The organism is Paraburkholderia sabiae (genome assembly GCF_030412785.1).
In the GTDB taxonomy this organism is placed as follows: Bacteria; Pseudomonadota; Gammaproteobacteria; order Burkholderiales; family Burkholderiaceae; genus Paraburkholderia; species Paraburkholderia sabiae.
In genome coordinates, this window is the sequence record NZ_CP125295.1 from 6265678 (window position 1) to 6291951 (window position 26274).

The 26274-nt window shown below is 59.5% G+C and carries 25 protein-coding genes and 3 tRNA genes; all 28 read right to left on the minus strand.

Annotated features, from left to right (window positions below):
• Nucleotides 1-281: 281 nt before the first annotated feature.
• Nucleotides 282-554: a 30S ribosomal protein S17 gene (gene rpsQ, locus QEN71_RS28220; protein WP_012402190.1), complete on the minus strand. Its 273-nt coding sequence runs from the start codon at nt 552-554 to the stop codon at nt 282-284.
• On the minus strand, nt 551-745 hold the full coding sequence (gene rpmC / locus QEN71_RS28225) for a 50S ribosomal protein L29 (RefSeq protein WP_075159014.1): 195 nt from the start codon (nt 743-745) through the stop codon (nt 551-553). The genes rpsQ and rpmC overlap by 4 nt, the downstream gene beginning before the upstream one ends.
• A 10-nt stretch (nt 746-755) precedes the next feature.
• A complete protein-coding gene (rplP, locus tag QEN71_RS28230) occupies nt 756-1172 on the minus strand; it encodes a 50S ribosomal protein L16 (protein WP_012402192.1) in 417 nt (138 codons plus the stop codon).
• Nucleotides 1173-1174: 2 nt separating this feature from the next.
• Nucleotides 1175-1969: a 30S ribosomal protein S3 gene (gene rpsC / locus QEN71_RS28235; RefSeq protein ID WP_012402193.1), complete on the minus strand. Its 795-nt coding sequence runs from the start codon at nt 1967-1969 to the stop codon at nt 1175-1177.
• Nucleotides 1970-1980: 11 nt separating this feature from the next.
• Nucleotides 1981-2310, minus strand: coding sequence for a 50S ribosomal protein L22 (rplV, locus tag QEN71_RS28240; RefSeq protein WP_007730533.1), 330 nt, complete (start codon nt 2308-2310; stop codon nt 1981-1983).
• A gap of 12 nt (nt 2311-2322) precedes the next feature.
• A complete protein-coding gene (rpsS, locus tag QEN71_RS28245) occupies nt 2323-2598 on the minus strand; it encodes a 30S ribosomal protein S19 (RefSeq protein WP_006998484.1) in 276 nt (91 codons plus the stop codon).
• 10 nt (nt 2599-2608) lie between these two features.
• Nucleotides 2609-3436: a 50S ribosomal protein L2 gene (rplB, locus tag QEN71_RS28250; protein WP_201655297.1), complete on the minus strand. Its 828-nt coding sequence runs from the start codon at nt 3434-3436 to the stop codon at nt 2609-2611.
• A 2-nt stretch (nt 3437-3438) separates the two neighbouring features.
• On the minus strand, nt 3439-3753 hold the full coding sequence (gene rplW / locus QEN71_RS28255) for a 50S ribosomal protein L23 (RefSeq protein WP_007730525.1): 315 nt from the start codon (nt 3751-3753) through the stop codon (nt 3439-3441).
• Nucleotides 3750-4370, minus strand: a complete 621-nt coding sequence (rplD, locus tag QEN71_RS28260; protein ID WP_201655294.1) for a 50S ribosomal protein L4 — start codon at nt 4368-4370, stop codon at nt 3750-3752. Before rplD ends, rplW begins: the two co-directional genes overlap by 4 nt.
• Complete coding sequence (gene rplC / locus QEN71_RS28265; protein ID WP_028367650.1) at nt 4370-5029, minus strand: 50S ribosomal protein L3; 660 nt, start codon at nt 5027-5029, stop codon at nt 4370-4372. The genes rplD and rplC overlap by 1 nt, the downstream gene beginning before the upstream one ends.
• Before the next feature lie 188 nt (nt 5030-5217).
• The gene (gene rpsJ, locus QEN71_RS28270; RefSeq protein WP_006998489.1) at nt 5218-5529 is read right to left on the minus strand and encodes a 30S ribosomal protein S10; all 312 of its coding nucleotides are present in this window, start codon (nt 5527-5529) and stop codon (nt 5218-5220) included.
• A gap of 127 nt (nt 5530-5656) precedes the next feature.
• Nucleotides 5657-6847, minus strand: a complete 1191-nt coding sequence (tuf, locus tag QEN71_RS28275; protein ID WP_028371383.1) for an elongation factor Tu — start codon at nt 6845-6847, stop codon at nt 5657-5659.
• A 48-nt stretch (nt 6848-6895) separates the two neighbouring features.
• Nucleotides 6896-8998, minus strand: coding sequence for an elongation factor G (gene fusA, locus QEN71_RS28280; RefSeq protein ID WP_201655291.1), 2103 nt, complete (start codon nt 8996-8998; stop codon nt 6896-6898).
• 137 nt (nt 8999-9135) lie between these two features.
• Nucleotides 9136-9606, minus strand: coding sequence for a 30S ribosomal protein S7 (gene rpsG / locus QEN71_RS28285; protein ID WP_006053291.1), 471 nt, complete (start codon nt 9604-9606; stop codon nt 9136-9138).
• A gap of 178 nt (nt 9607-9784) precedes the next feature.
• Entirely contained in the window at nt 9785-10165 is a 381-nt protein-coding gene (rpsL, locus tag QEN71_RS28290) for a 30S ribosomal protein S12 (protein ID WP_006053290.1), read from the minus strand.
• Between the two features lie 220 nt (nt 10166-10385).
• Nucleotides 10386-12233 (minus strand): DNA helicase RecQ, encoded by a 1848-nt coding sequence (gene recQ / locus QEN71_RS28295; protein WP_201655288.1) that lies wholly within the window; start codon nt 12231-12233, stop codon nt 10386-10388.
• 212 nt (nt 12234-12445) lie between these two features.
• Nucleotides 12446-16687: a DNA-directed RNA polymerase subunit beta' gene (rpoC, locus tag QEN71_RS28300; protein WP_201655285.1), complete on the minus strand. Its 4242-nt coding sequence runs from the start codon at nt 16685-16687 to the stop codon at nt 12446-12448.
• 21 nt (nt 16688-16708) lie between these two features.
• Nucleotides 16709-20815 carry a DNA-directed RNA polymerase subunit beta gene (gene rpoB, locus QEN71_RS28305; RefSeq protein WP_028371057.1) on the minus strand — a complete coding sequence of 1369 codons (4107 nt, stop codon included), beginning with the start codon at nt 20813-20815 and terminating at the stop codon, nt 16709-16711.
• A gap of 369 nt (nt 20816-21184) precedes the next feature.
• Nucleotides 21185-21562: a 50S ribosomal protein L7/L12 gene (gene rplL, locus QEN71_RS28310; protein WP_035988792.1), complete on the minus strand. Its 378-nt coding sequence runs from the start codon at nt 21560-21562 to the stop codon at nt 21185-21187.
• 75 nt (nt 21563-21637) lie between these two features.
• Nucleotides 21638-22135, minus strand: a complete 498-nt coding sequence (gene rplJ / locus QEN71_RS28315; protein ID WP_201655282.1) for a 50S ribosomal protein L10 — start codon at nt 22133-22135, stop codon at nt 21638-21640.
• Between the two features lie 304 nt (nt 22136-22439).
• Nucleotides 22440-23138 (minus strand): 50S ribosomal protein L1, encoded by a 699-nt coding sequence (gene rplA / locus QEN71_RS28320; protein WP_201655279.1) that lies wholly within the window; start codon nt 23136-23138, stop codon nt 22440-22442.
• Nucleotides 23139-23570, minus strand: coding sequence for a 50S ribosomal protein L11 (gene rplK / locus QEN71_RS28325; protein ID WP_035988788.1), 432 nt, complete (start codon nt 23568-23570; stop codon nt 23139-23141).
• Between the two features lie 150 nt (nt 23571-23720).
• Nucleotides 23721-24278 carry a transcription termination/antitermination protein NusG gene (gene nusG / locus QEN71_RS28330; protein WP_007578364.1) on the minus strand — a complete coding sequence of 186 codons (558 nt, stop codon included), beginning with the start codon at nt 24276-24278 and terminating at the stop codon, nt 23721-23723.
• Nucleotide 24279: 1 nt separating this feature from the next.
• On the minus strand, nt 24280-24660 hold the full coding sequence (gene secE / locus QEN71_RS28335) for a preprotein translocase subunit SecE (protein ID WP_012402206.1): 381 nt from the start codon (nt 24658-24660) through the stop codon (nt 24280-24282).
• Nucleotides 24661-24695: 35 nt separating this feature from the next.
• Nucleotides 24696-24771: transfer RNA gene (locus QEN71_RS28340), tRNA-Trp, on the minus strand.
• Between the two features lie 69 nt (nt 24772-24840).
• Nucleotides 24841-26031: an elongation factor Tu gene (tuf, locus tag QEN71_RS28345; protein ID WP_028371383.1), complete on the minus strand. Its 1191-nt coding sequence runs from the start codon at nt 26029-26031 to the stop codon at nt 24841-24843.
• A 65-nt stretch (nt 26032-26096) separates the two neighbouring features.
• A tRNA-Thr gene (locus QEN71_RS28350) sits at nt 26097-26171 on the minus strand.
• A gap of 20 nt (nt 26172-26191) precedes the next feature.
• A tRNA-Gly gene (locus QEN71_RS28355) sits at nt 26192-26265 on the minus strand.
• Nucleotides 26266-26274 lie beyond the last annotated feature (9 nt).

A 26274-nucleotide genomic window follows, 5' to 3' on the forward strand; every position in this document is an offset into this window, starting at 1 on the left:
TCCCAACTTAATCCGATCGCACCACCATGATGCATTCGGTCAGTCTTGGTCCCGTCAGCCAACGGCTGCTTGGGTTAGAACAGCAGCGACGGCAAACGAAACCCGCCATCGCAATCCGGTGAATCTGTCGACAAGGACTGGCGCCCTAGTCGCTTCCCCCACCTACGACTTCGCCCGCGATGGGGCTCCCACAAAGAGGGAAGACCGAGATTATAACAAATAATCTCGGTCTTGCAAGCGAAATCTACTGCGATTTCAATTACTTCTCTTGCCCAGCTGCTTTAGATGATGCGAGCAGCTTCGACTAGACGGGACACCGTCCAAGCCTTCGTCTTCGACAGCGGACGAGTTTCCTGGATTTCGACGAGGTCACCCTCGTTATAGGTGTTCGCTTCGTCGTGAGCGTGGTACTTCTTCGAACGTACGACGTACTTGCCGTAGATCGGGTGCTTCACGCGGTGCTCGACCAAGACGGTAACCGTCTTGTCCATCTTGTTGCTGACGACCTTGCCGACCAGCGTCCGCTTGAGCGAGGTTTTTACGCTATCGTTCATTTCTGGTTCGCCTTCTCAGTCAGGACGGTCCGCACACGTGCGATGTCGCGACGAACCTTCTTCAGCTGGCTCGTGTTCGTGAGCTGCTGGGTCGCGAGTTGCATGCGCAGGCCGAATTGCGCCTTCAACAGGTCCGACAGCTCCTTGTTGAGCGCGGCCTTATCTTTCTGGTGAAGTTCGGATGCCTTCATCATTCACTCCTTAGGCGCCGAGCTGACGAACCATGAACGTCGTCTTCAGCGGCAGCTTCGCTGCAGCCAGACGGAACGCTTCACGTGCCAGTTCTTCGGACACACCGTCCATTTCGTACAGCATCTTGCCCGGTTGAATCTCAGCGACGTAGTACTCAGGGTTACCCTTACCGTTACCCATACGCACTTCAGCCGGCTTTTGCGAGATCGGCTTGTCCGGGAAAATGCGAATCCAGATGCGGCCACCGCGCTTGATGTGACGCGTCATTGCACGACGCGCTGCTTCAATCTGACGCGCGGTCAGGCGGCCGCGACCGATAGCCTTCAGACCGTATTCACCGAACGACACCGCGTTACCACGCGTTGCGACGCCAGTGTTACGACCCTTCTGCTCTTTGCGATACTTCCTGCGTTTCGGTTGCAGCATCGTTATTCTCCAGTCTTACCGTCGCCGGCACCGCCGCGGCGCGGAGCACCACGGCGAGCACCTGCCGGTGCACCTTCACCATCGCGACGCGGGCGGCGGTCGCCCGGACGTGCGTTGCGGCGCGGACGCTTTTCTTCGGCGACTTCTTCAACCACCGGAGCGTCGTTGCGGCCGAGCGTGTCGCCCTTGTAGACCCACACCTTCACGCCGATGATGCCGTACGTCGTCTTCGCTTCCGAAGTTGCGTAGTCGATATCAGCACGCAGCGTGTGCAGAGGCACGCGGCCTTCGCGGTACCACTCCGTACGAGCGATTTCGATACCATTCAGACGGCCTGCGCTCATGATCTTGATGCCTTGAGCACCCAGACGCATTGCGTTTTGCATCGCACGCTTCATCGCGCGGCGGAACATGATCCGGCGCTCGAGCTGTTGCGTGATCGAATCGGCGATCAGTTGTGCATCGGTTTCCGGCTTACGGATTTCTTCGATGTTGACGTGAACCGGAACGCCCATGCGCTTTTGCAGCTCGGACTTCAGCAGTTCGATGTCCTCACCCTTCTTGCCGATCACGACACCCGGACGCGAGCTGAAAATCGTGATACGTGCGTTCTTTGCAGGACGCTCGATCACGACGCGGCCGACGGACGCGTTCTTCAGCTTCTTCTTCAGGTATTCACGAACACCGATGTCTTCCTGCAACATCGCCGCGAAATTGTTGTTGTTCGCGTACCAACGCGAAGCCCAATTGCGGCTGACGGCCAAACGGAAGCCAGTCGGATGAATTTTCTGTCCCATCGTATGGCTCCTTAATTCCCGACCGTCACAGTGATGTGACAGGATTGCTTCTCGATGCGGTTACCGCGGCCTTTGGCGCGCGCGGTGAAACGCTTCAGCGAAGCAGCCTTGTCGACGTAAATGCTCGTAATTTTGAGCTCGTCGATATCGGCGCCTTCGTTGTGCTCCGCATTCGCGATCGCAGACAGCACGACCTTCTTGACGATACCCGCCGCCTTCTTCGGCGAGAACGTCAGAACGTTCAGCGCCTTGTCGACCGGCAGACCACGGATCTGGTCAGCCACAAGGCGCGTCTTCTGCGCCGAGATGCGGGCACCGCGATGAATTGCTTTCACTTCCATCTTGATTGCCCCTTATTTCTTGGCCTTCTTGTCGGCCGCGTGACCCTTGAACGTACGGGTCAATGCGAACTCGCCAAGCTTGTGGCCGACCATGTTTTCCGTGACATACACCGGAACGTGTTGACGGCCGTTATGAACGGCGATCGTCAGGCCGATGAAGTCCGGCAGGATCGTCGAGCGACGCGACCAGGTCTTGATAGGCTTCTTGTCGCGCGATGCTGCAGCCGCCTCAACCTTCTTCAGCAAATGGGCGTCGCAGAACGGACCTTTTTTAATAGAACGTGCCATTGCCTACTCCTTAACGCTTGTGACGGCGCTGGACGATCATGCTCGTCGTGCGCTTGTTGCTGCGGGTACGATAACCCTTCGTCGGCGTGCCCCACGGGCTCACCGGATCGCGACCTGCAGCCGTCTTGCCTTCACCACCACCGTGCGGGTGATCGACCGGGTTCATTGCAACGCCACGCACCGTCGGGCGGATACCGCGCCAGCGGTTCGCGCCAGCCTTACCGATTTGACGGAGGCTATGCTCTTCGTTGCCCACTTCACCGATCGTCGCGCGGCATTCGATGTGAACGCGGCGGATTTCGCCCGAACGCAGGCGGACCTGTGCGTACGTACCTTCACGAGCCAGCAGCATCGCCGACGTACCAGCCGAACGCGCCATCTGCGCGCCCTTGCCCGGCAGCATTTCGATGCAGTGAATCGTCGTACCGACCGGGATGTTGCGGATCGGCAGCGTGTTGCCTGCGCGGATCGGAGCTTCCGAACCCGACATCAGTTGCTGACCAACCGTCACGCCCTTCGGAGCGATGATGTAGCGGCGTTCGCCATCTGCGTACACGACCAGCGCGATGTTCGCGCTACGGTTCGGATCGTATTCCAGGCGTTCAACCTTTGCCGGAATGCCATCCTTCGTGCGACGGAAGTCGACGATACGATAGTGCTGCTTGTGACCACCACCCTTATGACGCGTGGTGATGTGGCCGTTGTTGTTACGGCCGGCGGTCGAGCTCTGCGCGTCGAGCAGCGGTGCGTACGGCTTGCCCTTGTGCAGATCCTTGTTGACCACCTTGACCATCGCGCGGCGACCCGGCGAAGTCGGCTTAACTTTCACGATTGCCATGATTACTTGGCCTCCGCTTCAAAGTTGATTTCCTGGCCGGGCTTCAGGCAGACGTACGCCTTCTTCACGTCCTTGCGCTTGCCCATGAAGCGGCCAAAGCGCTTTGCTTTGCCCTTCTGGACCAGCACGTTGACGGAATTGACTTCCACCTTGAACAGCAGCTCGACAGCAGCCTTCACTTCCTGCTTCGTAGCATCCGGCGCAACTTCGAACACGACTTGCTCGTTCTTGTCGGCCACCAGCGTCGCCTTTTCGGAGATCACCGGCGCGAGCAGAACTTGCATCAAACGATGATCGTTTTTGCGGACTTCGCTCATGACAGCAACTCCTCGATCTGGGCGACCGCAGCCTTCGTGATCAGCACTTTCTTGAAGTAGATCAGCGACAGCGGGTCGGCGTAACGCGGCTCGACAACGGCCACGTGGGCCAGATTGCGCGACGCGAGGTACAGGTTTTCGTCAACCGTGTCGGTGATGACCAGCACGGAATCGAGACCCATTGCCTTGAACTTTTCGGCCAGCAGCTTCGTCTTCGGCGCTTCGAGCGTGAGCTCGTCGACAACCGCGATGCGGCCTTCGCGGGCCAGCTGCGAGAAGATCGAGCAGAGACCTGCGCGATGCATCTTCTTGTTGACCTTGTGCGAGAAATTTTCTTCCGGCGAATTCGGGAAGATGCGACCACCGCCACGCCACAACGGGCTCGACGACATACCGGCACGAGCACGGCCCGTACCCTTCTGGCGCCACGGCTTCTTCGTGGTGTGCTTGACCTGCTCACGGTCCTTCTGAGCGCGGTTGCCGCTACGTGCATTCGCCTGGTAAGCGACGACGATCTGGTGGATCAGGGCTTCGTTGTAGTCACGGCCGAACACGACGTCCGACGCGTTGACTGCTGAGCCTTCCTGACCATTGGCATTCAGGAGCTTAAGTTCCATTATTTCGCTCCTTTCACGGCACGCGTCTTCACTGCCGGCGTCACGAAAACCTTGCCGCCCTTCGCGCCGGGAACAGCACCCTTGACGAGCAGCAGCTTGCGGTCTGCGTCGATACGTGCGATTTCGAGGTTTTGCACGGTGACCGTCTCGTCACCCATGTGACCCGTCATGCGCTTACCCGGGAAAACACGACCCGGATCCTGCGCCATACCGATCGAACCCGGCACGTTGTGCGAACGCGAGTTACCGTGCGATGCACGGCCCGAAGCGAAGTTGTAACGCTTGATGGTACCGGCGTAGCCCTTACCGATCGAGGTGCCTTGCACGTCGACCTTCTGGCCCACTTCGAAGAGATCCACACCGATCACGGCGCCGCTCGACAACTCGGCAGCCTTGGCGGCGTCGATTTGGAATTCCTTGAGGATTTCACCGGCTTCAACACCGGCTTTGGCGAGATGACCTGCCAGCGGCTTCGTCACACGCGATGCACGGCGCGTACCGAAGGCAACCTGAACGGCCGTGTAGCCGTCGGTTTCAACAGTCTTGATCTGCGTCACGCGGTTGTCGGACACGTCCAGCACGGTGACGGGAATCGAATCCCCTTCAGCCGTGAAGATACGGGTCATGCCAACCTTGCGACCTACGAGTCCAAGGCTCATCGTTTTCTCCATTCCCGACTGCGATTGGTCGGGGCTAATTTACAAAATGCCGCGCACTTCAAGGGTGAAGTACAACGACTTTTTTACGCAAATGCGCGAAAAGCCTAGCATTATAGCGAGGCTTTTCGTTTTCTGCAAGCAATCAAAGACTTAGCGGCATCCGAAAGTTTGGATGCCGCTCGAAACCTTTACTGCAGCTTGATTTCGACGTCCACGCCAGCCGGCAGGTCCAGCTTCATCAGTGCGTCGACGGTCTTGTCCGTCGGATCAACGATGTCCATCAGGCGTTGGTGCGTGCGGATTTCGAGCTGATCGCGCGACGTCTTGTTCACGTGCGGCGAACGCAGGATGTCGAAACGCTGGATGCGGGTCGGCAGGGGCACCGGGCCGCGAACGATTGCGCCAGTCCGCTTTGCCGTGTCGACGATCTCAGCTGCCGATTGGTCGATCAGACGATAGTCGAAAGCCTTCAGGCGAATGCGGATTTTCTGGTTTTGCATGACGAATTCCTTGGAAAGAGCGAGGCGATATTGCACCGCCGATGAGTAAAAGAACGTAGGTCTGGGCGCCCGCGGAGGGCGAGTGCCCAGACCCGGGCACTGCATACTGCTACATCAATCTTCGATTTTACTCGATGATCTTGGCAACGACACCTGCGCCGACGGTACGGCCACCTTCGCGGATTGCGAAGCGCAGACCTTCTTCCATGGCGATCGGAGCGATCAGCTTCACCGTGATCGACACGTTGTCGCCCGGCATCACCATTTCCTTGTCCTTCGGCAGCTCGATCGAGCCCGTCACGTCCGTCGTACGGAAGTAGAACTGCGGACGGTAGTTGTTGAAGAACGGCGTGTGACGGCCGCCTTCGTCCTTGCTCAGCACGTACACTTCAGCCGTGAAGTGCGTGTGCGGCGTGATCGAACCCGGCTTCGCCAGAACCTGGCCACGCTCCACGTCTTCACGCTTCGTGCCGCGCAGCAGGATACCGACGTTGTCGCCTGCCTGACCCTGGTCGAGCAGCTTGCGGAACATTTCCACGCCCGTGCAGGTCGTCTTCACCGTCGGCTTGATACCGACGATTTCGATTTCCTCGCCGACCTTGACGATGCCGCGCTCAACGCGGCCCGTCACCACCGTGCCACGACCCGAGATCGAGAACACGTCTTCCACCGGCATCAGGAAAGCGCCGTCAACTGCGCGCTCCGGCGTCGGGATGTACGTGTCCAGCGCGTCGGCCAGATTCATGATCGCCACTTCGCCCAGCTCGCCCTTGTCGCCTTCGAGCGCCAGCTTCGCCGAACCCTTGATGATCGGCGTGTCGTCGCCCGGGAAGTCGTACTTCGACAGGAGTTCGCGCACTTCCATTTCGACCAGCTCGAGCAGCTCGGCGTCGTCGACCATGTCGCACTTGTTCAGGAACACGATGATGTACGGAACGCCGACCTGACGTGCCAGCAGGATGTGCTCACGCGTTTGCGGCATCGGGCCGTCAGCGGCCGAGCACACCAGGATTGCGCCGTCCATCTGCGCTGCGCCCGTGATCATGTTCTTCACATAGTCAGCGTGGCCCGGGCAGTCGACGTGTGCGTAGTGGCGGTTAGCCGTTTCGTACTCGACGTGTGCCGTGTTGATCGTGATACCACGTGCCTTTTCTTCCGGCGCCGCGTCGATCTGGTCGTAAGCCTTTGCCTCGCCGCCGAACTTCGCGGTCAGCACCGTCGTGATCGCTGCCGTCAGCGTGGTCTTGCCGTGGTCAACGTGACCGATCGTGCCGACGTTCACGTGCGGCTTGGTCCGTTCGAATTTACCTTTAGCCATGTTTCTCTTCTTTCAAAAAAGTTGTTCGATGAATGACTATGCGAGGTCTTACTTCGACTTCGCGTTGATGATCGCTTCCGACACGTTACGCGGTGCTTCTGCGTAGTGCTTGAATTCCATCGTGTACGTTGCGCGGCCTTGCGTCAGCGAGCGCAGCGACGTCGAGTAGCCAAACATCTCCGACAGCGGCACTTCAGCGCGGACGATCTTGCCGCCGCCCACCATGTCTTCCATGCCCTGGACAATACCGCGACGGCCCGACAGGTCGCCCATCACGTTGCCCATGTAGTCTTCAGGCGTTTCGACTTCCACGGCCATCATCGGCTCGAGGATAACCGGGCTCGCCTTGCGCATTGCTTCCTTGAACGCCATCGAACCGGCCATGCGGAACGCATTTTCGTTCGAGTCAACGTCGTGGTACGAACCGAACGTCAGGTGAACCTTGACGTCGACGACCGGGAAGCCTGCCAGCACGCCGGCCTTCAGCGTTTCCTGGATACCCTTGTCGACCGCCGGGATGTATTCACGCGGAATCACACCACCCTTGATCTCGTCGAGGAACTCGTAGCCCTTGCCCTGCTCGTTCGGCTCAAGCGTGATGACAGCGTGACCGTACTGGCCGCGACCGCCCGACTGCTTGACGAACTTGCCGTCGACGTCAGCTGCCGTGCTGCGGATCGTTTCACGATACGCAACTTGCGGCTTGCCAACGGTAGCTTCGACGTTGAACTCGCGCTTCATCCGGTCGACCAGAATTTCGAGGTGGAGTTCGCCCATGCCCGAAATGATGGTTTGGCCCGATTCTTCGTCCGTTTGAACGCGGAACGACGGATCTTCCTGAGCCAGACGGTTCAGCGCCATGCCCATCTTTTCCTGGTCGGCCTTCGTCTTCGGCTCGACGGCCTGCGAAATAACCGGCTCCGGGAAAATCATGCGTTCCAGAACGATCGGGTTCGCCGGGTCGCACAGCGTGTCGCCCGTCGTCGCTTCCTTCAGGCCCACAGCAGCAGCGATGTCGCCCGCGCGCACTTCCTTGATTTCTTCGCGCTGGTTCGCGTGCATCTGCAGAATACGACCCAGACGTTCCTTCTTGTCCTTCGTCGCGTTCAGCACCGTGTCGCCCGAATTGACGACGCCCGAGTACACGCGGAAGAAGATCAGCTGACCGACGAACGGGTCCGTCATGATCTTGAACGCGAGTGCCGAGAACTTTTCGTCGTCCGATGCGCGACGCTCAGCCTTTTCACCGTTTTCGAGTTCGCCCGTGACCGGGGGAATGTCGATCGGCGACGGCAGGAAGTCGAGCACGGCGTCGAGCATGCGCTGCACGCCCTTGTTCTTGAACGCGGTACCGCACAGCATCGGCTGGATTTCGCAAGCGATCGTACGGTCGCGCAGACCCTTGATGATTTCCGCTTCGGTCAGTTCGCCCGACTCGAGATACTTGTTCATCAGGTCTTCGTTCGACTCAGCCGCAGCTTCGATCATCTTCTCGCGCCATTCGTTGCACGTGTCGACGAGTTCTGCCGGGATTTCTTCGTACGAGAACTTGGTGCCTTGGGACGCTTCGTCCCAAATGATCGCCTTCATCTTCATCAGATCGACGACGCCCGTGAAGTTCTCTTCTGCGCCGATCGGCACGACGACGGGAACCGGGTTCGCCTTCAGACGCAGCTTGAGCTGGTCGTAGACCTTGAAGAAGTTCGCGCCGGTACGGTCCATCTTGTTGATGAACGCGAGACGGGGCACCTTGTACTTGTTAGCCTGGCGCCACACCGTTTCCGACTGCGGTTGCACGCCGCCCACTGCGCAGTAGACCATGCACGCACCGTCGAGCACGCGCATCGAGCGCTCGACTTCAATCGTGAAGTCGACGTGACCCGGGGTGTCGATGATGTTGATACGGTGCTCGGCGCGATCGCCTGCCATGCCCTTCCAGAACGCCGTGGTAGCAGCGGACGTGATCGTGATACCACGTTCCTGTTCCTGCTCCATCCAGTCCATGGTGGCGGCGCCATCGTGCACTTCACCGATCTTGTGGTTCACGCCGGTATAGAACAGGATGCGCTCGGTCGTCGTCGTCTTGCCGGCGTCGATGTGAGCGCTAATACCGATGTTGCGGTAGCGCTCGATAGGAGTCTTGCGAGCCACTTTGATCCTCTATTGGGATGACACGATGGAAACTGGAAATCCGTCCATCGCGCCCTAACACAAACGGGCGAGGCGCTTTAGAAGCGCACCCGCCCGGAATTTCTTTCCGCTTTACTGCTAACCCGGGGACGGGATGCTTAGAAACGGAAATGCGAGAACGCCTTGTTGGCTTCTGCCATCCGGTGAACTTCGTCGCGCTTCTTCATTGCGCCACCACGGCCTTCAGCCGCTTCCGACAGTTCACCAGCGAGACGCAGAGCCATCGACTTCTCGCTGCGCTTCTTCGCGGCTTCGCGCAACCAACGCATCGCCAATGCCATACGACGCGACGGACGCACTTCGACCGGAACCTGATAGTTCGCACCACCAACGCGGCGGCTCTTCACTTCGACCACCGGCTTGACGTTGTTGAGCGCTACCGTGAACACTTCCAGCGGGTCCTTGCCACCCTTGGTCTGGATCTGTTCGAAAGCGCCGTACACGATGCGCTCGGCAACCGACTTCTTGCCGGAGAGCATCAGCACGTTCATGAATTTTGCTACATCAACGTTACCGAACTTCGGATCCGGCAACACTTCCCGCTTGGGGACTTCGCGACGACGCGGCATGTTTCTTCCTTTGACTTTTCAGTTGGAGCAGTTCTTCTGCCCCGCGGCCACCAACTAACCCGATTCATCCATTACGACTTACCAGCCTGGTCGGGTGACCACTTACTCGACAGCACCGGCTTTCCGGCACCACCGCTAAACCGCTCTTGCGAGCGACCTGTTACTGCTCGACCGGCTATTACTTGCCAGCCTTGGCGCGCTTCGCACCGTACTTCGAGCGAGCCTGCTTACGATCCTTGACGCCCTGGGTATCCAGCGAGCCGCGAACCATGTGGTAACGCACACCCGGCAAGTCCTTCACACGGCCGCCGCGAATCAGCACGACCGAGTGCTCTTGCAGGTTGTGGCCTTCACCACCGATGTACGAAATGACTTCGAAGCCGTTCGTCAGACGAACCTTGGCGACCTTACGGAGTGCCGAGTTCGGCTTCTTCGGCGTCGTGGTGTACACACGGGTGCACACGCCGCGACGCTGGGGGCAGTCCTGCAGGGCCGGCGACTTGCTCTTCGTCGTTTCCGACGTGCGGCCTTTGCGAACCAGTTGATTGATGGTTGGCATTGTTTATTCCTGAAATTGAACAAAATCAACGTGTTCGTTTCTGGGCAAAGCAAAAACGAACCCGTTTCTGACTACTGCTGACTTCCAGCCTTGCTGGACTGGCGACGCACTTACGCCGCGCGCAACCCTGCCAAGAACCGGAACCTAGCATCATATTCCGAAAATCCTAAGCGAGTCAACAGGTTGCGTGGATTCGAAAGGGTTCGAGAGCCGCCGGAGGTCAGTCCGCGGCGACAACTTCCAGCAGTTCGTCGCCGAAACGGTCGAGCTTGCGCGCGCCCATGCCGGGAATGTGTCGCAAATCTTCGAGCGATTCCGGGCAATTCCGCGCGATCTCCGCCAGCGTCGCGTCGTGGAAAATGACATAGGCCGGCACGCCGTCGCTTTTCGCAGTTTCGGTGCGCCAAGTGCGCAGCCGGTCCCAGCGCGCCCGCTCGCGCGCGTTCATGCCTGCCGTCGGATCGGCGCGCTCGCTCGTTCGGCCAGACGACTGACGTGTCCGCGCAGGCTTCACATAACGGCGCATCGTCACCGTCTGTTCGCCCTTCAATACAGGCTTGCTCGATTCTGTCAGCACCAACGAGCCAAAACCCTCATGATCGACGGTGAGAAATCCGAACGCGACCAACTGGCGAAACACTGCGCGCCACTCATGCTCGGACAACGCCGCGCCGATTCCGAACGTACTTATCTTTTCGTGGCCGCGCTGCAGAATCTTCTCGTTGCGGTTGCCGCGAAGAATGTCGATCAGATGTCCTGCGCCAAAGTTGAATCCGCTCGCGCGCTGCGCGCGGAACGCGCACGACAGCGCCATTTGCGATTCGCGCGTCGCGTCCCATGACGCCGGCGGCTCAAGACACGTATCGCAGTTGCCACACGGCTTGCCCTCTTCGCCAAAGTAGGCGAGCAAGCGCACGCGCCGGCACGTGGCCGTTTCGCACAGACCCAGCAATGCATCGAGCTTGCCCGTCTGCACGCGCTTGTGCGCATCGTCGGCTTCGGATTCGTCGATCATCTTGCGCTGCTGCACGACGTCACCGAGTCCGTAAGTCATCCACGCGTTCGCCGGCAGACCGTCGCGGCCTGCGCGCCCGGTCTCCTGGTAATAGCCTTCGACGCTCTTCGGCAAATCCAGATGCGCGACGAAGCGCACGTCCGGCTTGTCGATACCCATGCCGAACGCGATCGTGGCGCACATCACGATGCCCTCTTCGCGCTGGAACATTTCCTGGTGCTTCTGGCGCACCTCGAACTCCATCCCGGCGTGATACGGCAACGCGCGTACGCCCTGCGCCTTCAGCCACTCGGCTGTCTCTTCGACCTTGCGGCGCGACAGGCAATACACAACACCCGCGTCGGTCGTGCCATCGGGACGCGAATGTTCTGCGCGGATAAAGTCGAGCAGCTGCGAGCGCGCGTTGTCCTTTTCGACGATCCGGTAGCGAATGTTCGGCCGGTCGAAGCTCGACACGAACACGCGCGCGTCGTCGAGTGCGAGACGATGGATGATTTCATCGCGCGTGATCGCGTCGGCGGTCGCAGTGAGCGCGATGCGCGGCACCGAAGGAAAGCGTTCGTGCAGGACGGAGAGCTGGATGTACTCCGGCCGGAAATCGTGGCCCCATTGCGACACGCAATGCGCTTCGTCGATCGCGAAGAGGCCGATGCGCGCGCGTTCGAGCAGATCGAGAAAGCGCGGCGTCATCAAACGCTCCGGCGCGACGTACAGCAGATCGATTTCGCCCTCGCGCAATGCGCGTTCCGTTGCAGCGGCCTCGGCGCCCGACAGCGTCGAGTTCAGATACGCCGCGCGCACGCCGACTTCCGTCAGCGCCGCCACCTGATCCTGCATCAATGCAATCAGCGGCGACACGACGATGCCCGCGCCCAAACCCGCCTCACGTCGCACCAGCGACGGAATCTGATAACAGAGCGACTTCCCGCCGCCCGTCGGCATCAGCACCAGACAGTCGCCGCCCGATGAAACGTGTTCGACAATTTCGCCCTGCTGCCCTCTGAACGCGGGATAACCGAAAACTTCGTTGAGGATCTGGAGCGAACGGGACATGAAGGAGAGCGGATAGAGAAAAAGAGCGCGGAACGGGTGACACGAATTTTACCAACCCAATCGCGTTTCGCCTGGTGTTTGTCGCGCAACTGGCCATCCGGCAGAGTCCAAATGGCATAAGAAAAATCGCAGGCGAAAAAAAACCGCCCGGTCGAAACCGGGCGGTTTTGCCAACTACGCTCGTGAGATAGCGGCTTGCGCCGCCAGCCCGCTTACTCGTTGGTATGCGGCGTTTGCTCGGCGGCCGGATTTTCCGGCGTACCGAACTCGAAGGCTTCTTCGGCAGCGATCTGGTCGAAACGCTCGCGATCCGCCATTTCCTTGGTCTTGCGCGCCTTGTGGAACGCGAGACCCGTACCGGCCGGAATCAGACGGCCGACGATCACGTTTTCCTTCAGGCCACGCAGATCGTCGCGCTTGCCCATGATTGCGGCTTCCGTCAGCACCCGCGTCGTTTCCTGGAACGATGCTGCCGAGATGAACGAATCCGTCGACAGCGACGCCTTCGTAATACCCAGCAGGATGTTCTCGTACGTTGCCGGACGCTTGTCTTCCGCGTTCATACGGTCGTTCTCGTCGAGCATGTCCGACCGCTCGACCTGTTCGCCCGGGATGAAGCGCGTATCGCCGTTGTCCGAAATCTGCACGCGACGCAGCATCTGACGCACGATCACTTCGATGTGCTTGTCGTTGATCTTCACGCCCTGCAGACGGTACACGTCCTGCACTTCGTCCACGATGTAACGCGACAGCGCTTCGATACCCTGCAGACGCAGGATGTCGTGCGGATCCGCCGGTCCGTCCACGATCATTTCGCCCTTGTTGACGACCTGACCATCGTGGACCAGAACCTGCTTTTCCTTCGCGATCAGGAACTCGTGCTGATTGCCTTCGAGGTCCGTGATAACGAGACGCTGCTTGCCCTTCGTGTCCTTACCGAACGACGTCGTACCCGTGACTTCCGCCAGGATACCTGCGTCCTTCGGCGAACGTGCTTCGAACAGTTCCGCCACACGCGGCAGACCACCCGTAATGTCACGCGTCTTCTGCGCTTCCGTCGGGATACGTGCGAGCACTTCACCGACCTGCACTTGCTGACCGTCCTTCACGGTGATCAGAGCGCCGACCTGGAAGCCGATCTGAACCGAGTGCTCCGAGTTCGGGATCTTGACTTCTTCGCCGTTCGCGTCGAGCAGCTTGACCTGCGGACGCACGCTCTTCGAAGCCTGCGAACCGCGGCGCTTCACGTCGATCACGACCAGAGTCGAAAGACCCGTCACGTCGTCGATCTGCTTCGCGACCGTCACGCCTTCCTCGACGTTTTCGAACTTCACCGTACCGCCCCACTCGGTGATGATCGGACGCGTCAGCGGATCCCACGTGGCCAGCTGCGTGCCTGCCTTGATCTGCGCACCGTCGAGTTGCAGCAGCGTCGCGCCGTACGGCACCTTGTGACGCTCGCGCTCGCGGCCGTGATCATCGGTGATGAGCGCTTCGCCCGAACGCGAGATGACGATCTGCTCGCCCTTTGCATTCGTCACGTAACGCATCGTCGCCGTGAAACGCACCGTACCGTTCGACTTCGCTTCGACCGACGACGCCACTGCCGCACGCGATGCCGCGCCACCGATGTGGAACGTACGCATGGTCAGCTGCGTGCCCGGCTCACCGATCGACTGAGCAGCGATAACGCCCACTGCTTCGCCGACGTTCACCAGCGAGCCACGGCCCAGATCGCGGCCATAGCACGACGCGCACAGACCGTAACGCGTTTCGCAGGTCAGCGGCGTGCGCACGCGCACTTCGTCGATGCCCAGACGCTCGATCTCTTCGACGGAATCTTCGTCAAGCAGCGAGCCCGCTTCGTACAGCGTTTCCTGCGTTTCCGGATTAACGACGTCTGCCACCGCGACACGGCCGAGAATACGGTCGCGCAGCGCTTCGACGACTTCACCACCTTCCACGAGGGCCTTCATCGCCACGCCGTTCGACGTGCCGCAATCGTCCTCGACCACCACGAGATCCTGCGTGACGTCGACCAGACGACGCGTCAGGTAACCCGAGTTCGCGGTCTTCAGTGCCGTATCAGCCAGACCCTTACGTGCACCGTGGGTCGAGATGAAGTACTGCAACACGTTCAGACCTTCGCGGAAGTTCGCGGTAATCGGCGTTTCGATAATCGAACCGTCCGGCTTCGCCATCAGGCCGCGCATCCCCGCCAACTGACGGATCTGGACTGCGGAACCCCGCGCGCCCGAGTCGGCCATCATGTAGATCGAGTTGAACGATTCCTGACGCGTTTCGTTGCCGTCGCGATCGACCACGGGTTCCGTGGCGAGCTGCTCCATCATCGCCTTGCCGACCGCTTCCGACGTTGCCGACCAGATGTCGACCACGTTGTTGTAGCGTTCCTGCGCGGTGACGAGACCCGACATGTACTGGCGGTCGTATTCCTTCACCTTCTTCGCGGCGTCGCCGACGATCGTTTCCTTCTGCGGCGGCACGAGCATGTCGTCGACGCAGATGGAGATACCGGCGCGCGTTGCCAGGCGGAAGCCCGACTGCATCAGCTGGTCGGCGAAGATCACCGTTTCGCGCAGACCGCACTTGCGGAATGCCGTGTTGATCAGACGCGAAATTTCCTTCTTCTTCAGCGGCTTGTTCAGCACGGAGAACGGCAGACCCGGCGGCAGAATCTCCGACAGGATCGAGCGGCCGACCGTCGTCGCGTACAGCGTGATCTTCGGCACGAACTTCGGCGCGCCTTCCGACGTGTCTTCGTTGTGGACCATTTCGGTGATCCGCACGTTGACCCGCGAGGCCAGCTCGACTTCCTTGTTTTCGTAGGCGCGCAGTGCTTCCGACACGCCCGTGAACGTCATGCCTTCGCCCTTGCCGTTGATCGCTTCACGCGTCGCGTAGTACAGGCCGAGCACGATATCCTGCGACGGCACGATCGACGGATCGCCGTTGGCCGGGAACAGCACGTTGTTCGACGCCAGCATCAGCGTGCGCGCTTCCATCTGCGCTTCCAGCGACAGCGGAACGTGAACAGCCATCTGGTCACCGTCGAAGTCGGCGTTGAACGCCGCGCAAACGAGCGGGTGCAGCTGGATTGCCTTACCTTCGATCAGCACCGGCTCGAAAGCCTGAATGCCAAGACGGTGCAGCGTCGGCGCACGGTTCAGCATCACCGGATGCTCGCGGATCACCTCTTCCAGGATGTCCCACACCACCGGCGTCTGGTTCTCGACTTCCTTCTTCGCAGCCTTGATGGTGGTAGCGACACCCATCACTTCCAGCTTGTTGAAGATGAACGGCTTGAACAGTTCGAGCGCCATCAGCTTAGGCAGACCGCACTGGTGCAGCTTCAGCGTCGGGCCGACCACGATGACCGAACGGCCCGAGTAGTCGACGCGCTTGCCCAGCAGGTTCTGACGGAAGCGACCGCCCTTACCCTTGATCATGTCGGCGAGCGACTTCAGCGGACGCTTGTTCGCGCCCGTCATCGCCTTGCCGCGACGGCCGTTGTCGAGCAGCGAATCGACGGCTTCCTGCAGCATCCGCTTTTCGTTGCGGACGATGATTTCAGGTGCCTTCAGTTCGAGCAGGCGCTTCAACCGGTTGTTACGGTTGATCACGCGGCGATACAGGTCGTTCAGGTCCGAGGTCGCGAAACGGCCGCCGTCCAGCGGAACCAGCGGACGCAGTTCCGGCGGAAGCACGGGCAGCACTTCGAGAATCATCCACTCGGGCTTGATGCCCGAACGCTGGAATGCCTCGAGCACTTTCAGACGCTTCGCGTACTTCTTGATCTTCGCTTCCGAACCCGTGTTCTTCAGCTCCGAACGCAGCGTTTCGACCTGTTCGTCGATGTTGATCGCGCGCAGCAGTTCGCGCACGCCTTCCGCGCCCATTTCAGCGCGGAATTCGTCACCGTACTCTTCGACCTTGTTGTAGTAATCCTCTTCCGTCATGATCTGCCGCGCTTTCAGCGGCGTCATGCCCGGATCGATCACCACATATGCTTCGAAGTACAGCACGCGCTCGATGTCGCGCAGCGTCATGTCGAGCACCATGCCCAGACGCGACGGCAGCGACTTCAGGAACCAGATGTGCGCGACAGGCGAGGCCAGTTCGATGTGGCCCATGCGTTCGCGACGCACCTTCGCGAGCGTCACTTCGACGCCGCACTTCTCGCAGATCACGCCACGGTGCTTCAGGCGCTTGTACTTGCCGCAAAGGCATTCGTAGTCCTTGATCGGACCGAAAATCTTCGCGCAGAACAGACCATCCCGCTCCGGCTTGAACGTGCGGTAGTTGATGGTTTCCGGCTTCTTGACTTCACCGAACGACCACGAACGGATCTTGTCCGGCGAGGCCAGACCGATCTTGATCGCGTCAAAAACTTCTTCCTGTTGGACTTGCTTGAATAGATCGAGCAGAGCTTTCATTGCTTTCTCTCCGTAGTCCGATTAGTTGCGGTCGAGGTCGATGTCGATACCGAGCGAGCGGATTTCCTTCACCAGCACGTTGAAGGATTCCGGCATGCCCGCGTCGATGACGTGATCGCCCTTGACCAGGTTTTCATAAACCTTGGTCCGGCCTGTCACGTCGTCCGACTTGACCGTCAACATTTCCTGCAGCACGTACGATGCGCCGTACGCTTCGAGCGCCCACACTTCCATTTCACCGAAACGCTGGCCACCGAACTGCGCCTTACCACCCAGCGGCTGCTGCGTGACGAGCGAGTACGGGCCCGTCGAACGCGCGTGCATCTTGTCGTCGACCAGGTGATGCAGCTTCAGGTAGTGCATGTAGCCGACCGTAACCGTACGCTCGAAGCCTTCTCCCGTGCGGCCGTCGTACAGACGCACCTGGTTCTTCGACTTCGTCATGCCGAGGTTCTGCGCGATGTCGTCCGGGAAGGCGAGGTCCAGCATGCTGGACATTTCTTCTTCCGTCGCACCGTCGAACACCGGCGTTGCGAACGGCACGCCTTCGCGCAGGTTCTTCGCCAGTTCGAGGATCTCGTCGTCGGAGAAGCTTTCCAGCTCTTCCGCGCGGCCCGACTCGTTATAGATCTTGGTCAGGAATGCGCGAACTTCCTCGATCTTCGACTGACGCTGCAGCATTTCGCCGATACGCCAGCCCAGACCCTTCGCGGCCCAGCCCAGATGCACTTCGAGAACCTGACCCACGTTCATCCGTGACGGAACGCCGAGCGGGTTCAGCACGACGTCAGCCGGACGGCCATCGGCCATGTACGGCATGTCTTCGATCGGGACGATCTTCGACACGACACCCTTGTTACCGTGACGGCCGGCCATCTTGTCGCCAGGCTGCAGGCGGCGCTTGACTGCCAGGTACACCTTGACCATCTTCAGCACGCCCGGCGGCAGTTCGTCGCCTTGCGTGAGCTTCTTGCGCTTCTCTTCGAACGCGAGGTCGAACTGGTGACGCTTCTGTTCGATCGAATCCTTGATCGCTTCGAGCTGCGCCGCTGCTTCTTCGTCCGCGAGGCGGATGTCGAACCAGTGGTAGTGATCCAGATCTTCCAGGTAAGCGCGTTCGATCTTCGTGCCCTTCGCGAGCTTCTTCGGACCGCCGTTCGCGACCTTGCCTTCGAGCATGCGTGCCAGACGCTGGAACGCGTCGCCTTCCACGATACGCAGCTGGTCGTTCAGGTCGAGACGATAGCGCTTCAGTTCATCGTCGATGATCTGTTGCGCACGCTTGTCGCGCTGGATGCCTTCGCGCGTGAACACCTGCACGTCGATAACCGTGCCGCTCATGCCCGACGGCACACGCAGCGACGTATCCTTCACGTCCGATGCCTTCTCGCCGAAGATCGCGCGCAGCAGCTTTTCTTCCGGCGTCAGCTGGGTTTCGCCCTTCGGCGTGACCTTGCCGACCAGCACGTCGCCTGCTTCGACTTCCGCGCCGATGTACACGATGCCCGACTCGTCGAGACGGCCAAGCTGCACTTCAGCGAGATTCGAAATATCGCGCGTGATTTCTTCCGGTCCGAGCTTCGTGTCACGAGCAACGACGTTCAGTTCTTCGATGTGGATCGACGTGTAGCGATCGTCCGCAACAACCTTCTCCGAGATCAGGATCGAGTCTTCGAAGTTGTAACCGTTCCACGGCATGAACGCGACCAGCATGTTCTGGCCGAGAGCCAGTTCGCCGAGGTCCGTCGAAGCGCCGTCAGCCAGCACGTCGCCGCGGGCAACCTTGTCGCCGACCTTCGCGATCGGACGCTGGTTGATGTTCGTGTTCTGGTTCGAACGCGTGTACTTGATCAGGTTGTAGATGTCGACACCGACGTCACCGGCAACCGCTTCATCGTCGTTCACACGAATCACGATACGGCCTGCGTCGACGTAATCGACCACACCGCCGCGCAGCGCCTGCACGGTCGTGCCCGAGTCGACAGCCACCGTACGCTCGATGCCCGTACCGACGACCGGCTTTTCCGGACGCAGACACGGCACAGCCTGACGCTGCATGTTCGAACCCATCAATGCACGGTTCGCGTCGTCGTGCTCGAGGAACGGAATCAGCGATGCAGCCACCGACACGATCTGCGACGGCGCCACGTCCATGTACTGGATGCGGTCTGGCGTGACCATCAGCGTTTCGCCTGCTTCACGCGACGACACGAGTTCGTCGGTCAGCGAACCATCTTCCGCCACCGCCGCGTTCGCCTGAGCGATCACGTAACGGCCTTCTTCGATTGCCGACAGATAGTCGATCTGGTCCGTGACCTTGCTGTCCACGACCTTGCGATACGGCGTTTCGAGGAAGCCGTATTCGTTCAGGTGCGCGTACAGAGCCAGCGAGTTGATCAGACCGATGTTCGGACCTTCCGGCGTTTCGATCGGGCACACGCGGCCATAGTGCGTCGGGTGCACGTCGCGGACTTCAAAGCCAGCGCGCTCGCGCGTCAGACCGCCCGGGCCAAGTGCCGACACGCGGCGCTTGTGGGTGATTTCCGACAGCGGGTTGGTCTGGTCCATGAACTGCGACAGCTGCGACGAACCGAAGAACTCGCGAATCGCCGACGAAATCGGCTTCGAGTTGATCAGGTCGTGCGGCATCAGGTTTTCGCTTTCGGCCTGGCCGAGGCGTTCCTTCACAGCACGTTCGACACGCACGAGACCTGCGCGGAACTGGTTCTCCGCCAGTTCGCCGACACAACGCACACGACGGTTGCCGAGGTGGTCGATGTCGTCCACTTCGCCCTTGCCGTTACGCAGCTCGACGAGGATCTTGATCGTCGCGAGGATGTCGTCGTCCTGCAGCGTCATCGGGCCGACGATTTCGTCACGGCCGACGCGGCGGTTGAACTTCATACGACCCACCTTCGACAGGTCGTACGCTTCTTCGCTATAGAACAGACGGTTGAACAGCGCCTCGACGGCTTCTTCCGTCGGCGGTTCGCCCGGACGCATCATGCGGTAGATCGCGATACGCGCGGCCATCTTGTCGGCCGTTTCATCGATACGCAGCGTCGACGAGATGTACGGACCTTGATCCAGATCGTTCGTGTAGAGCGTCTGGATGTCCTTGATCTTCGCTTCGCGCAGCTTGTCGAGCACGCTTTCCGTGACTTCGTCGTTCGCGTTCGCGATCACTTCGCCCGTGTCGCCGTCGACAACGTTCTTCGCCAGCACGCGGCCGAGCAGATAGTCTTCGGGAACCGAAATGAATTTCGTCTTCGCGTTTTCGAGGTCGCGAATGTGCTTCGCGTTGATACGCTTGTCCTTCTGGACAATGACCTTGCCGTCGCGATCCGTGATATCGAAGCGCGCGACTTCACCACGCAGACGCTCGGGCACGAATTCCATCTGCGCGCCTTCCGGCATCAGCGTGAAGTTGTCGAACACGAAGAAGTTCGCGAGGATCTGCTCCGGCGTCAGGCCGATAGCCTTCAGCAGGATCGTGACGGGCATCTTGCGGCGACGGTCGACGCGGAAGTACAGCACGTCCTTCGGGTCGAATTCGAAGTCGAGCCACGAACCACGGTAAGGAATGATACGTGCCGAGAACAGCAGCTTGCCGGAGCTGTGCGTCTTGCCCTTGTCGTGTTCGAAGAACACGCCAGGCGAACGGTGCAGCTGCGACACGATCACACGTTCCGTGCCGTTGATGACGAACGAGCCGGTCGGCGTCATGAGCGGAATTTCGCCCATGTACACTTCCTGCTCCTTCACTTCCTTGACGACGGGCTTGCTCGGCGATTCCTTGTCGAGCAGAACCAGACGCACCTTGGCACGCAGCGCCGAGCAGTAAGTCAGACCGCGCTGCTGACATTCCTTGATGTTGAATGCCGGCGGCGACAGCATGTAGCTGACGAACTCTAGACGAGCGAAGCCGTTGTGCGAAACAATGGGAAAAACAGAGGTGAACGCAGCCTGCAGACCTTCCGGTTTGCGCTGCGCAGTGGCCGTATCTGCTTGCAGAAACGTGCTGAATGATTCAAGCTGGGTAGCCAGCAGAAAAGGTACTTGGTGAACGATGGGGCGCTTCGCGAAACTCTTGCGAATACGCTTCTTCTCGGTGAAGGAATATTGCATACGATCTCCGAATCACGGCGGGCATTGTTGTCGAGGCGGGATACCTTGATGTGACAACCCGAGTGTTCACCGACTGAGACCCGTTGGCCGTCCTATGGCTTGAACGAGCCTTGAAGCTTGGTGGTTGGCCGCTACCAACCGCTGGCTGACGGCAGCGGATGCCTGTGTTGCCCGCTACCCGACCAAACTTGCCTTCTGCAGTCGCTTCAGAAGACAAAGAGAAGCGCCAGTCGAACTTGCCGAACGGCGATTTTCTTTGGCTTCTGGGAGGACGTTTTTGCCGATGCAAGCAAGCGAAAACGTCGTTCCCACAAAGCACAAAAAGGCCGGCGGTGTGAAACCGCCAGCCTTCGCACAGCGCGCTGAAAATTACTTGATTTCAGCCTTCGCGCCGGCTTCTTCCAGCTTCTTCTTGGCTTCTTCAGCAGCAGCCTTCGGCACCGCTTCCTTAACGGGCTTCGGTGCACCGTCGACCAGGTCCTTCGCTTCCTTCAGGCCGAGACCCGTCAGTTCACGAACTGCCTTAATCACGGAAACCTTGTTCGCGCCCGTTTCGGTCAGGATAACCGTGAACTCGGTTTGCTCTTCAGCTGCAGCAGCGCCGCCGCCTGCACCTGCGGGGCCAGCAACTGCAACAGCAGCAGCCGACACGCCAAACTTTTCTTCGAACGCCTTAACCAGCTCGTTCAGTTCCAGAACCGACATCGCGCCTACGGCTTCGAGGATGTCTTCTTTTGCGATTGCCATTTGAAATACTCCTAAATTGAATTCGGATACAGCCAGCGATCAATTACGCCCGACTGAAGTACGTCGATGCACTGCTTACGCAGCTTCGCCCTGCTTCTTTTCTGCCAGCGCGGCCATAGCGCGCGCAAAGCCAGAAACAGGCGCTTGCATAACGAACAACAGCTTGGAGAGCAGCTCTTCGCGGCTCGGGATGTTGGCCAGCGCTTGCACGCCTGCCTTGTCCATCACCTTGCCTTCGTAGGAACCAGCCTTGATGACCAACTTGTCATTGCCCTTGCTGAAGTCGTTGACGACCTTAGCAGCAGCAATTGCATCTTCCGAGATGCCGTAGATCAGAGGACCGGTCATCTGCTCAGCCAGCGGAGCAAACGGGGTACCTTCAACAGCGCGACGCGCCAACGTGTTCTTCAACACGCGCAGATACACCTGTTGCTCGCGCGCTTTCGCGCGCAGCTTGGTCAGATCGCCAACCGCGATTCCACGATACTCGGCCAGAACCATGGTCTGGGCTTTCGCGACTTGCGCGGAAACCTCAGCCACTACGGCCTGCTTACCTTCTTTGTTCAGTGGCACGGTTAACCTCCAGATTCGACGCACTGGGCATATGCTTGATGCGTCGCGTTCAACAACGGCGTCCGACCAGTCAGGAGTATTTCAACCATTCGAGGTCCGCATGGCTGCGGGAATCAAACGGCTTCATCACTTCAAAACCTTTTCGGGTTCGCCATCTGCGTTGGCTTGAATTAAGGAAACACCCGAATGCTGCGTTCCCACCAACGGTCTTTGACAACCGGCCGCTCGATTCAGACTGCAAATCTTGCGACCGCCCAAAGCCCTTAAATCCGCCCCGGCCTTTCGACCAAGGCGGTTAAAACTTTTACTGTGCTGCGAGCGTTGCCTGATCGACACGCACGCCAACACCCATCGTGCTCGACAGTGCGATCTTGCGCAGGTACACGCCCTTGCTCGTCGCCGGCTTCGCCTTTTGCAGGGCTTCGACCAGCGCATTCAGGTTCGAACGCAGAGCCGTCGGTTCGAACGAAGCGCGACCGATCGTTGCGTGGATGATACCGGCCTTGTCGACGCGGAACTGAACCTGACCAGCCTTCGCGTTCTTCACTGCCGTCGCGACGTCCGGCGTAACCGTGCCGACCTTCGGGTTCGGCATCAGGCCACGCGGGCCGAGAATCTGACCAAGCGTACCAACGACGCGCATCGTGTCCGGCGAAGCGATCACGACGTCGAAATTCAGGTTGCCGGCCTTGACTTGCTCAGCCAGGTCTTCCATACCGACGATTTCTGCACCCGCTGCACGAGCTTGCTCAGCCTTTTCACCTTGCGCGAACACAGCAACGCGAACCGACTTACCCGTACCTGCCGGCAGAACGACCGAGCCGCGAACGACTTGATCCGACTTCTTTGCATCGATGCCGAGTTGCACTGCGACGTCGATCGACTCGTCGAACTTCGCGCTTGCGCATTCCTTCACGAGCGACAGGGCTTCCTCGATCGCATACAGCTTTTGACGATCAACCTTGGCTGCAAATGCTTGCAGACGCTTCGAAAGCTTGGCCATTTACACGCCCTCCACGGTGATGCCCATCGAGCGGGCGCTACCAGCGATCGTACGGACCGCTGCGTCCAGATCAGCTGCCGTGAGGTCAGGCATCTTGGTCTTCGCGATTTCTTCAGCTTGAGCGCGCGTGATCTTACCGACCTTGTCGGTGTGCGGCTTGCTCGAACCCTTGTCGAGCTTCGCAGCCTTCTTGATCAGCACCGTTGCCGGCGGCGTCTTCAGAACGAACGTGAAGCTCTTGTCAGCGAACGCGGTGATGACAACCGGAATCGGCAGACCTGGTTCCAATGCTTGAGTCTGCGCGTTGAACGCCTTGCAGAACTCCATGATGTTCAGGCCGCGCTGGCCCAGTGCCGGACCAACCGGCGGCGACGGATTGGCTTTACCTGCAGGAATCTGCAGCTTGATAAAGCCGATGATTTTCTTTGCCATGTTGAAAACCTCTTTGGAACGCAGTTGCGTTCGGTGAGTAGTAGCGCGCCTTCATCAACCTTCGACTATCGACGCTCCTCAACGGCCATTACGCGGACCGTAAGCGCGAAAGACGGATCGCGCCGTGTGGCGCGATCCGCAAAAACTGAATTACAGCTTCTCGACCTGGCCGAATTCCAATTCGACCGGTGTCGCGCGACCGAAAATCGTGACAGAAACACGGACACGCGACTTTTCGTAGTTCACTTCTTCGACGCTGCCGTTGAAGTCTGTGAACGGGCCGTCCTTTACACGCACCATCTCGCCGACTTCGAACAGGGTCTTCGGGCGCGGCTTCTCGACGCCTTCCTGCATCTGCGACATGATTTTCTCGACTTCCCGCGGGGAAATCGGGCTTGGACGGTTGCGCGCACCACCCACGAAACCGGTTACCTTGGCCGTGTTTTTCACCAAGTGCCATGTTTCGTCCGTCATTTCCATTTCGACGAGCACATAACCCGGAAAGAAACGACGCTCGGTCACGGACTTGTGTCCGCCTTTCACCTCGACGACTTCTTCGGTCGGCACGAGGATCTGACCAAATTTGTCTTGCATGCCAGCACGTTCGATGCGCTCTTGAAGCGCACGTTGCACGCTCTTCTCCATGCCGGAGTAGGCGTGCACCACATACCAACGTTTTCCGCTCGGGGATGCCGGAATATCACTCATATCATTTCCAACCCAGAATCGCCGAGAAAATCGCCCACTCGATGGATTTGTCGCAAATCCAGAGGAACACCGCCATGATCAGCACAAAGCCGAAAACCACCAGAGTCGTTTGGCTTGCTTCCTTGCGGGTCGGCCAGACAACCTTGCGAACTTCTTTGTACGAGTCTTTGGCGAACGCGATAAAACCCTTGCCGGGCGCTGAGAGAAGACCGACTGCGACGCCTGCGATCAATCCGACAGCGAGAGCTGCTCCGCGGACGTACCACTCTTGGCCATTCAGCCAGAAGAACCCCACGAACCCGGCCAAGACCAACAATACGCCGGCAACGAGCATCAGCTTGTCGCTGGAAGTATTAACAGTTTCGACGGAAGGATTCGCCATAACACCTTAACGAGCGTCACAAGTGACGCGAGAATTGGCAGGGGCAGAGGGAATCGAACCCCCAACCTTCGGTTTTGGAGACCGACGCTCTGCCAGTTGAGCTATACCCCTAAACCATTTTGGGTTGGCGGCATCGCCAACCCTGAAACCGCTTACTCGATCAACGAGACTGGCAAAAACTTACTCGATGATCTTGGCAACGACACCTGCGCCGACGGTACGGCCACCTTCGCGGATTGCGAAGCGCAGACCTTCTTCCATGGCGATCGGAGCGATCAGCTTCACCGTGATCGACACGTTGTCGCCCGGCATCACCATTTCCTTGTCCTTCGGCAGCTCGATCGAGCCCGTCACGTCCGTCGTACGGAAGTAGAACTGCGGACGGTAGTTGTTGAAGAACGGCGTGTGACGGCCGCCTTCGTCCTTGCTCAGCACGTACACTTCAGCCGTGAAGTGCGTGTGCGGCGTGATCGAACCCGGCTTCGCCAGAACCTGGCCACGCTCCACGTCTTCACGCTTCGTGCCGCGCAGCAGGATACCGACGTTGTCGCCTGCCTGACCCTGGTCGAGCAGCTTGCGGAACATTTCCACGCCCGTGCAGGTCGTCTTCACCGTCGGCTTGATACCGACGATTTCGATTTCCTCGCCGACCTTGACGATGCCGCGCTCAACGCGGCCCGTCACCACCGTGCCACGACCCGAGATCGAGAACACGTCTTCCACCGGCATCAGGAAAGCGCCGTCAACTGCGCGCTCCGGCGTCGGGATGTACGTGTCCAGCGCGTCGGCCAGATTCATGATCGCCACTTCGCCCAGCTCGCCCTTGTCGCCTTCGAGCGCCAGCTTCGCCGAACCCTTGATGATCGGCGTGTCGTCGCCCGGGAAGTCGTACTTCGACAGGAGTTCGCGCACTTCCATTTCGACCAGCTCGAGCAGCTCGGCGTCGTCGACCATGTCGCACTTGTTCAGGAACACGATGATGTACGGAACGCCGACCTGACGTGCCAGCAGGATGTGCTCACGCGTTTGCGGCATCGGGCCGTCAGCGGCCGAGCACACCAGGATTGCGCCGTCCATCTGCGCTGCGCCCGTGATCATGTTCTTCACATAGTCAGCGTGGCCCGGGCAGTCGACGTGTGCGTAGTGGCGGTTAGCCGTTTCGTACTCGACGTGTGCCGTGTTGATCGTGATACCACGTGCCTTTTCTTCCGGCGCCGCGTCGATCTGGTCGTAAGCCTTTGCCTCGCCGCCGAACTTCGCGGTCAGCACCGTCGTGATCGCTGCCGTCAGCGTGGTCTTGCCGTGGTCAACGTGACCGATCGTGCCGACGTTCACGTGCGGCTTGGTCCGCTCAAACTTACCTTTGGCCATTTTCGACTCCTAAGAGGATTTTTCCGTACGTTGCGCCGGGCGCAAACAATCACTTTGGTACTAGCTGGTGCCCATGGGCAGGATCGAACTGCCGACCTCTCCCTTACCAAGGGAGTGCTCTACCACTGAGCCACATGGGCGCTACATCTACTTTGCTTGCTGGAGCGGGTGAAGGGAATCGAACCCTCGTCGTAAGCTTGGAAGGCTTCTGCTCTACCATTGAGCTACACCCGCAAGGATCTA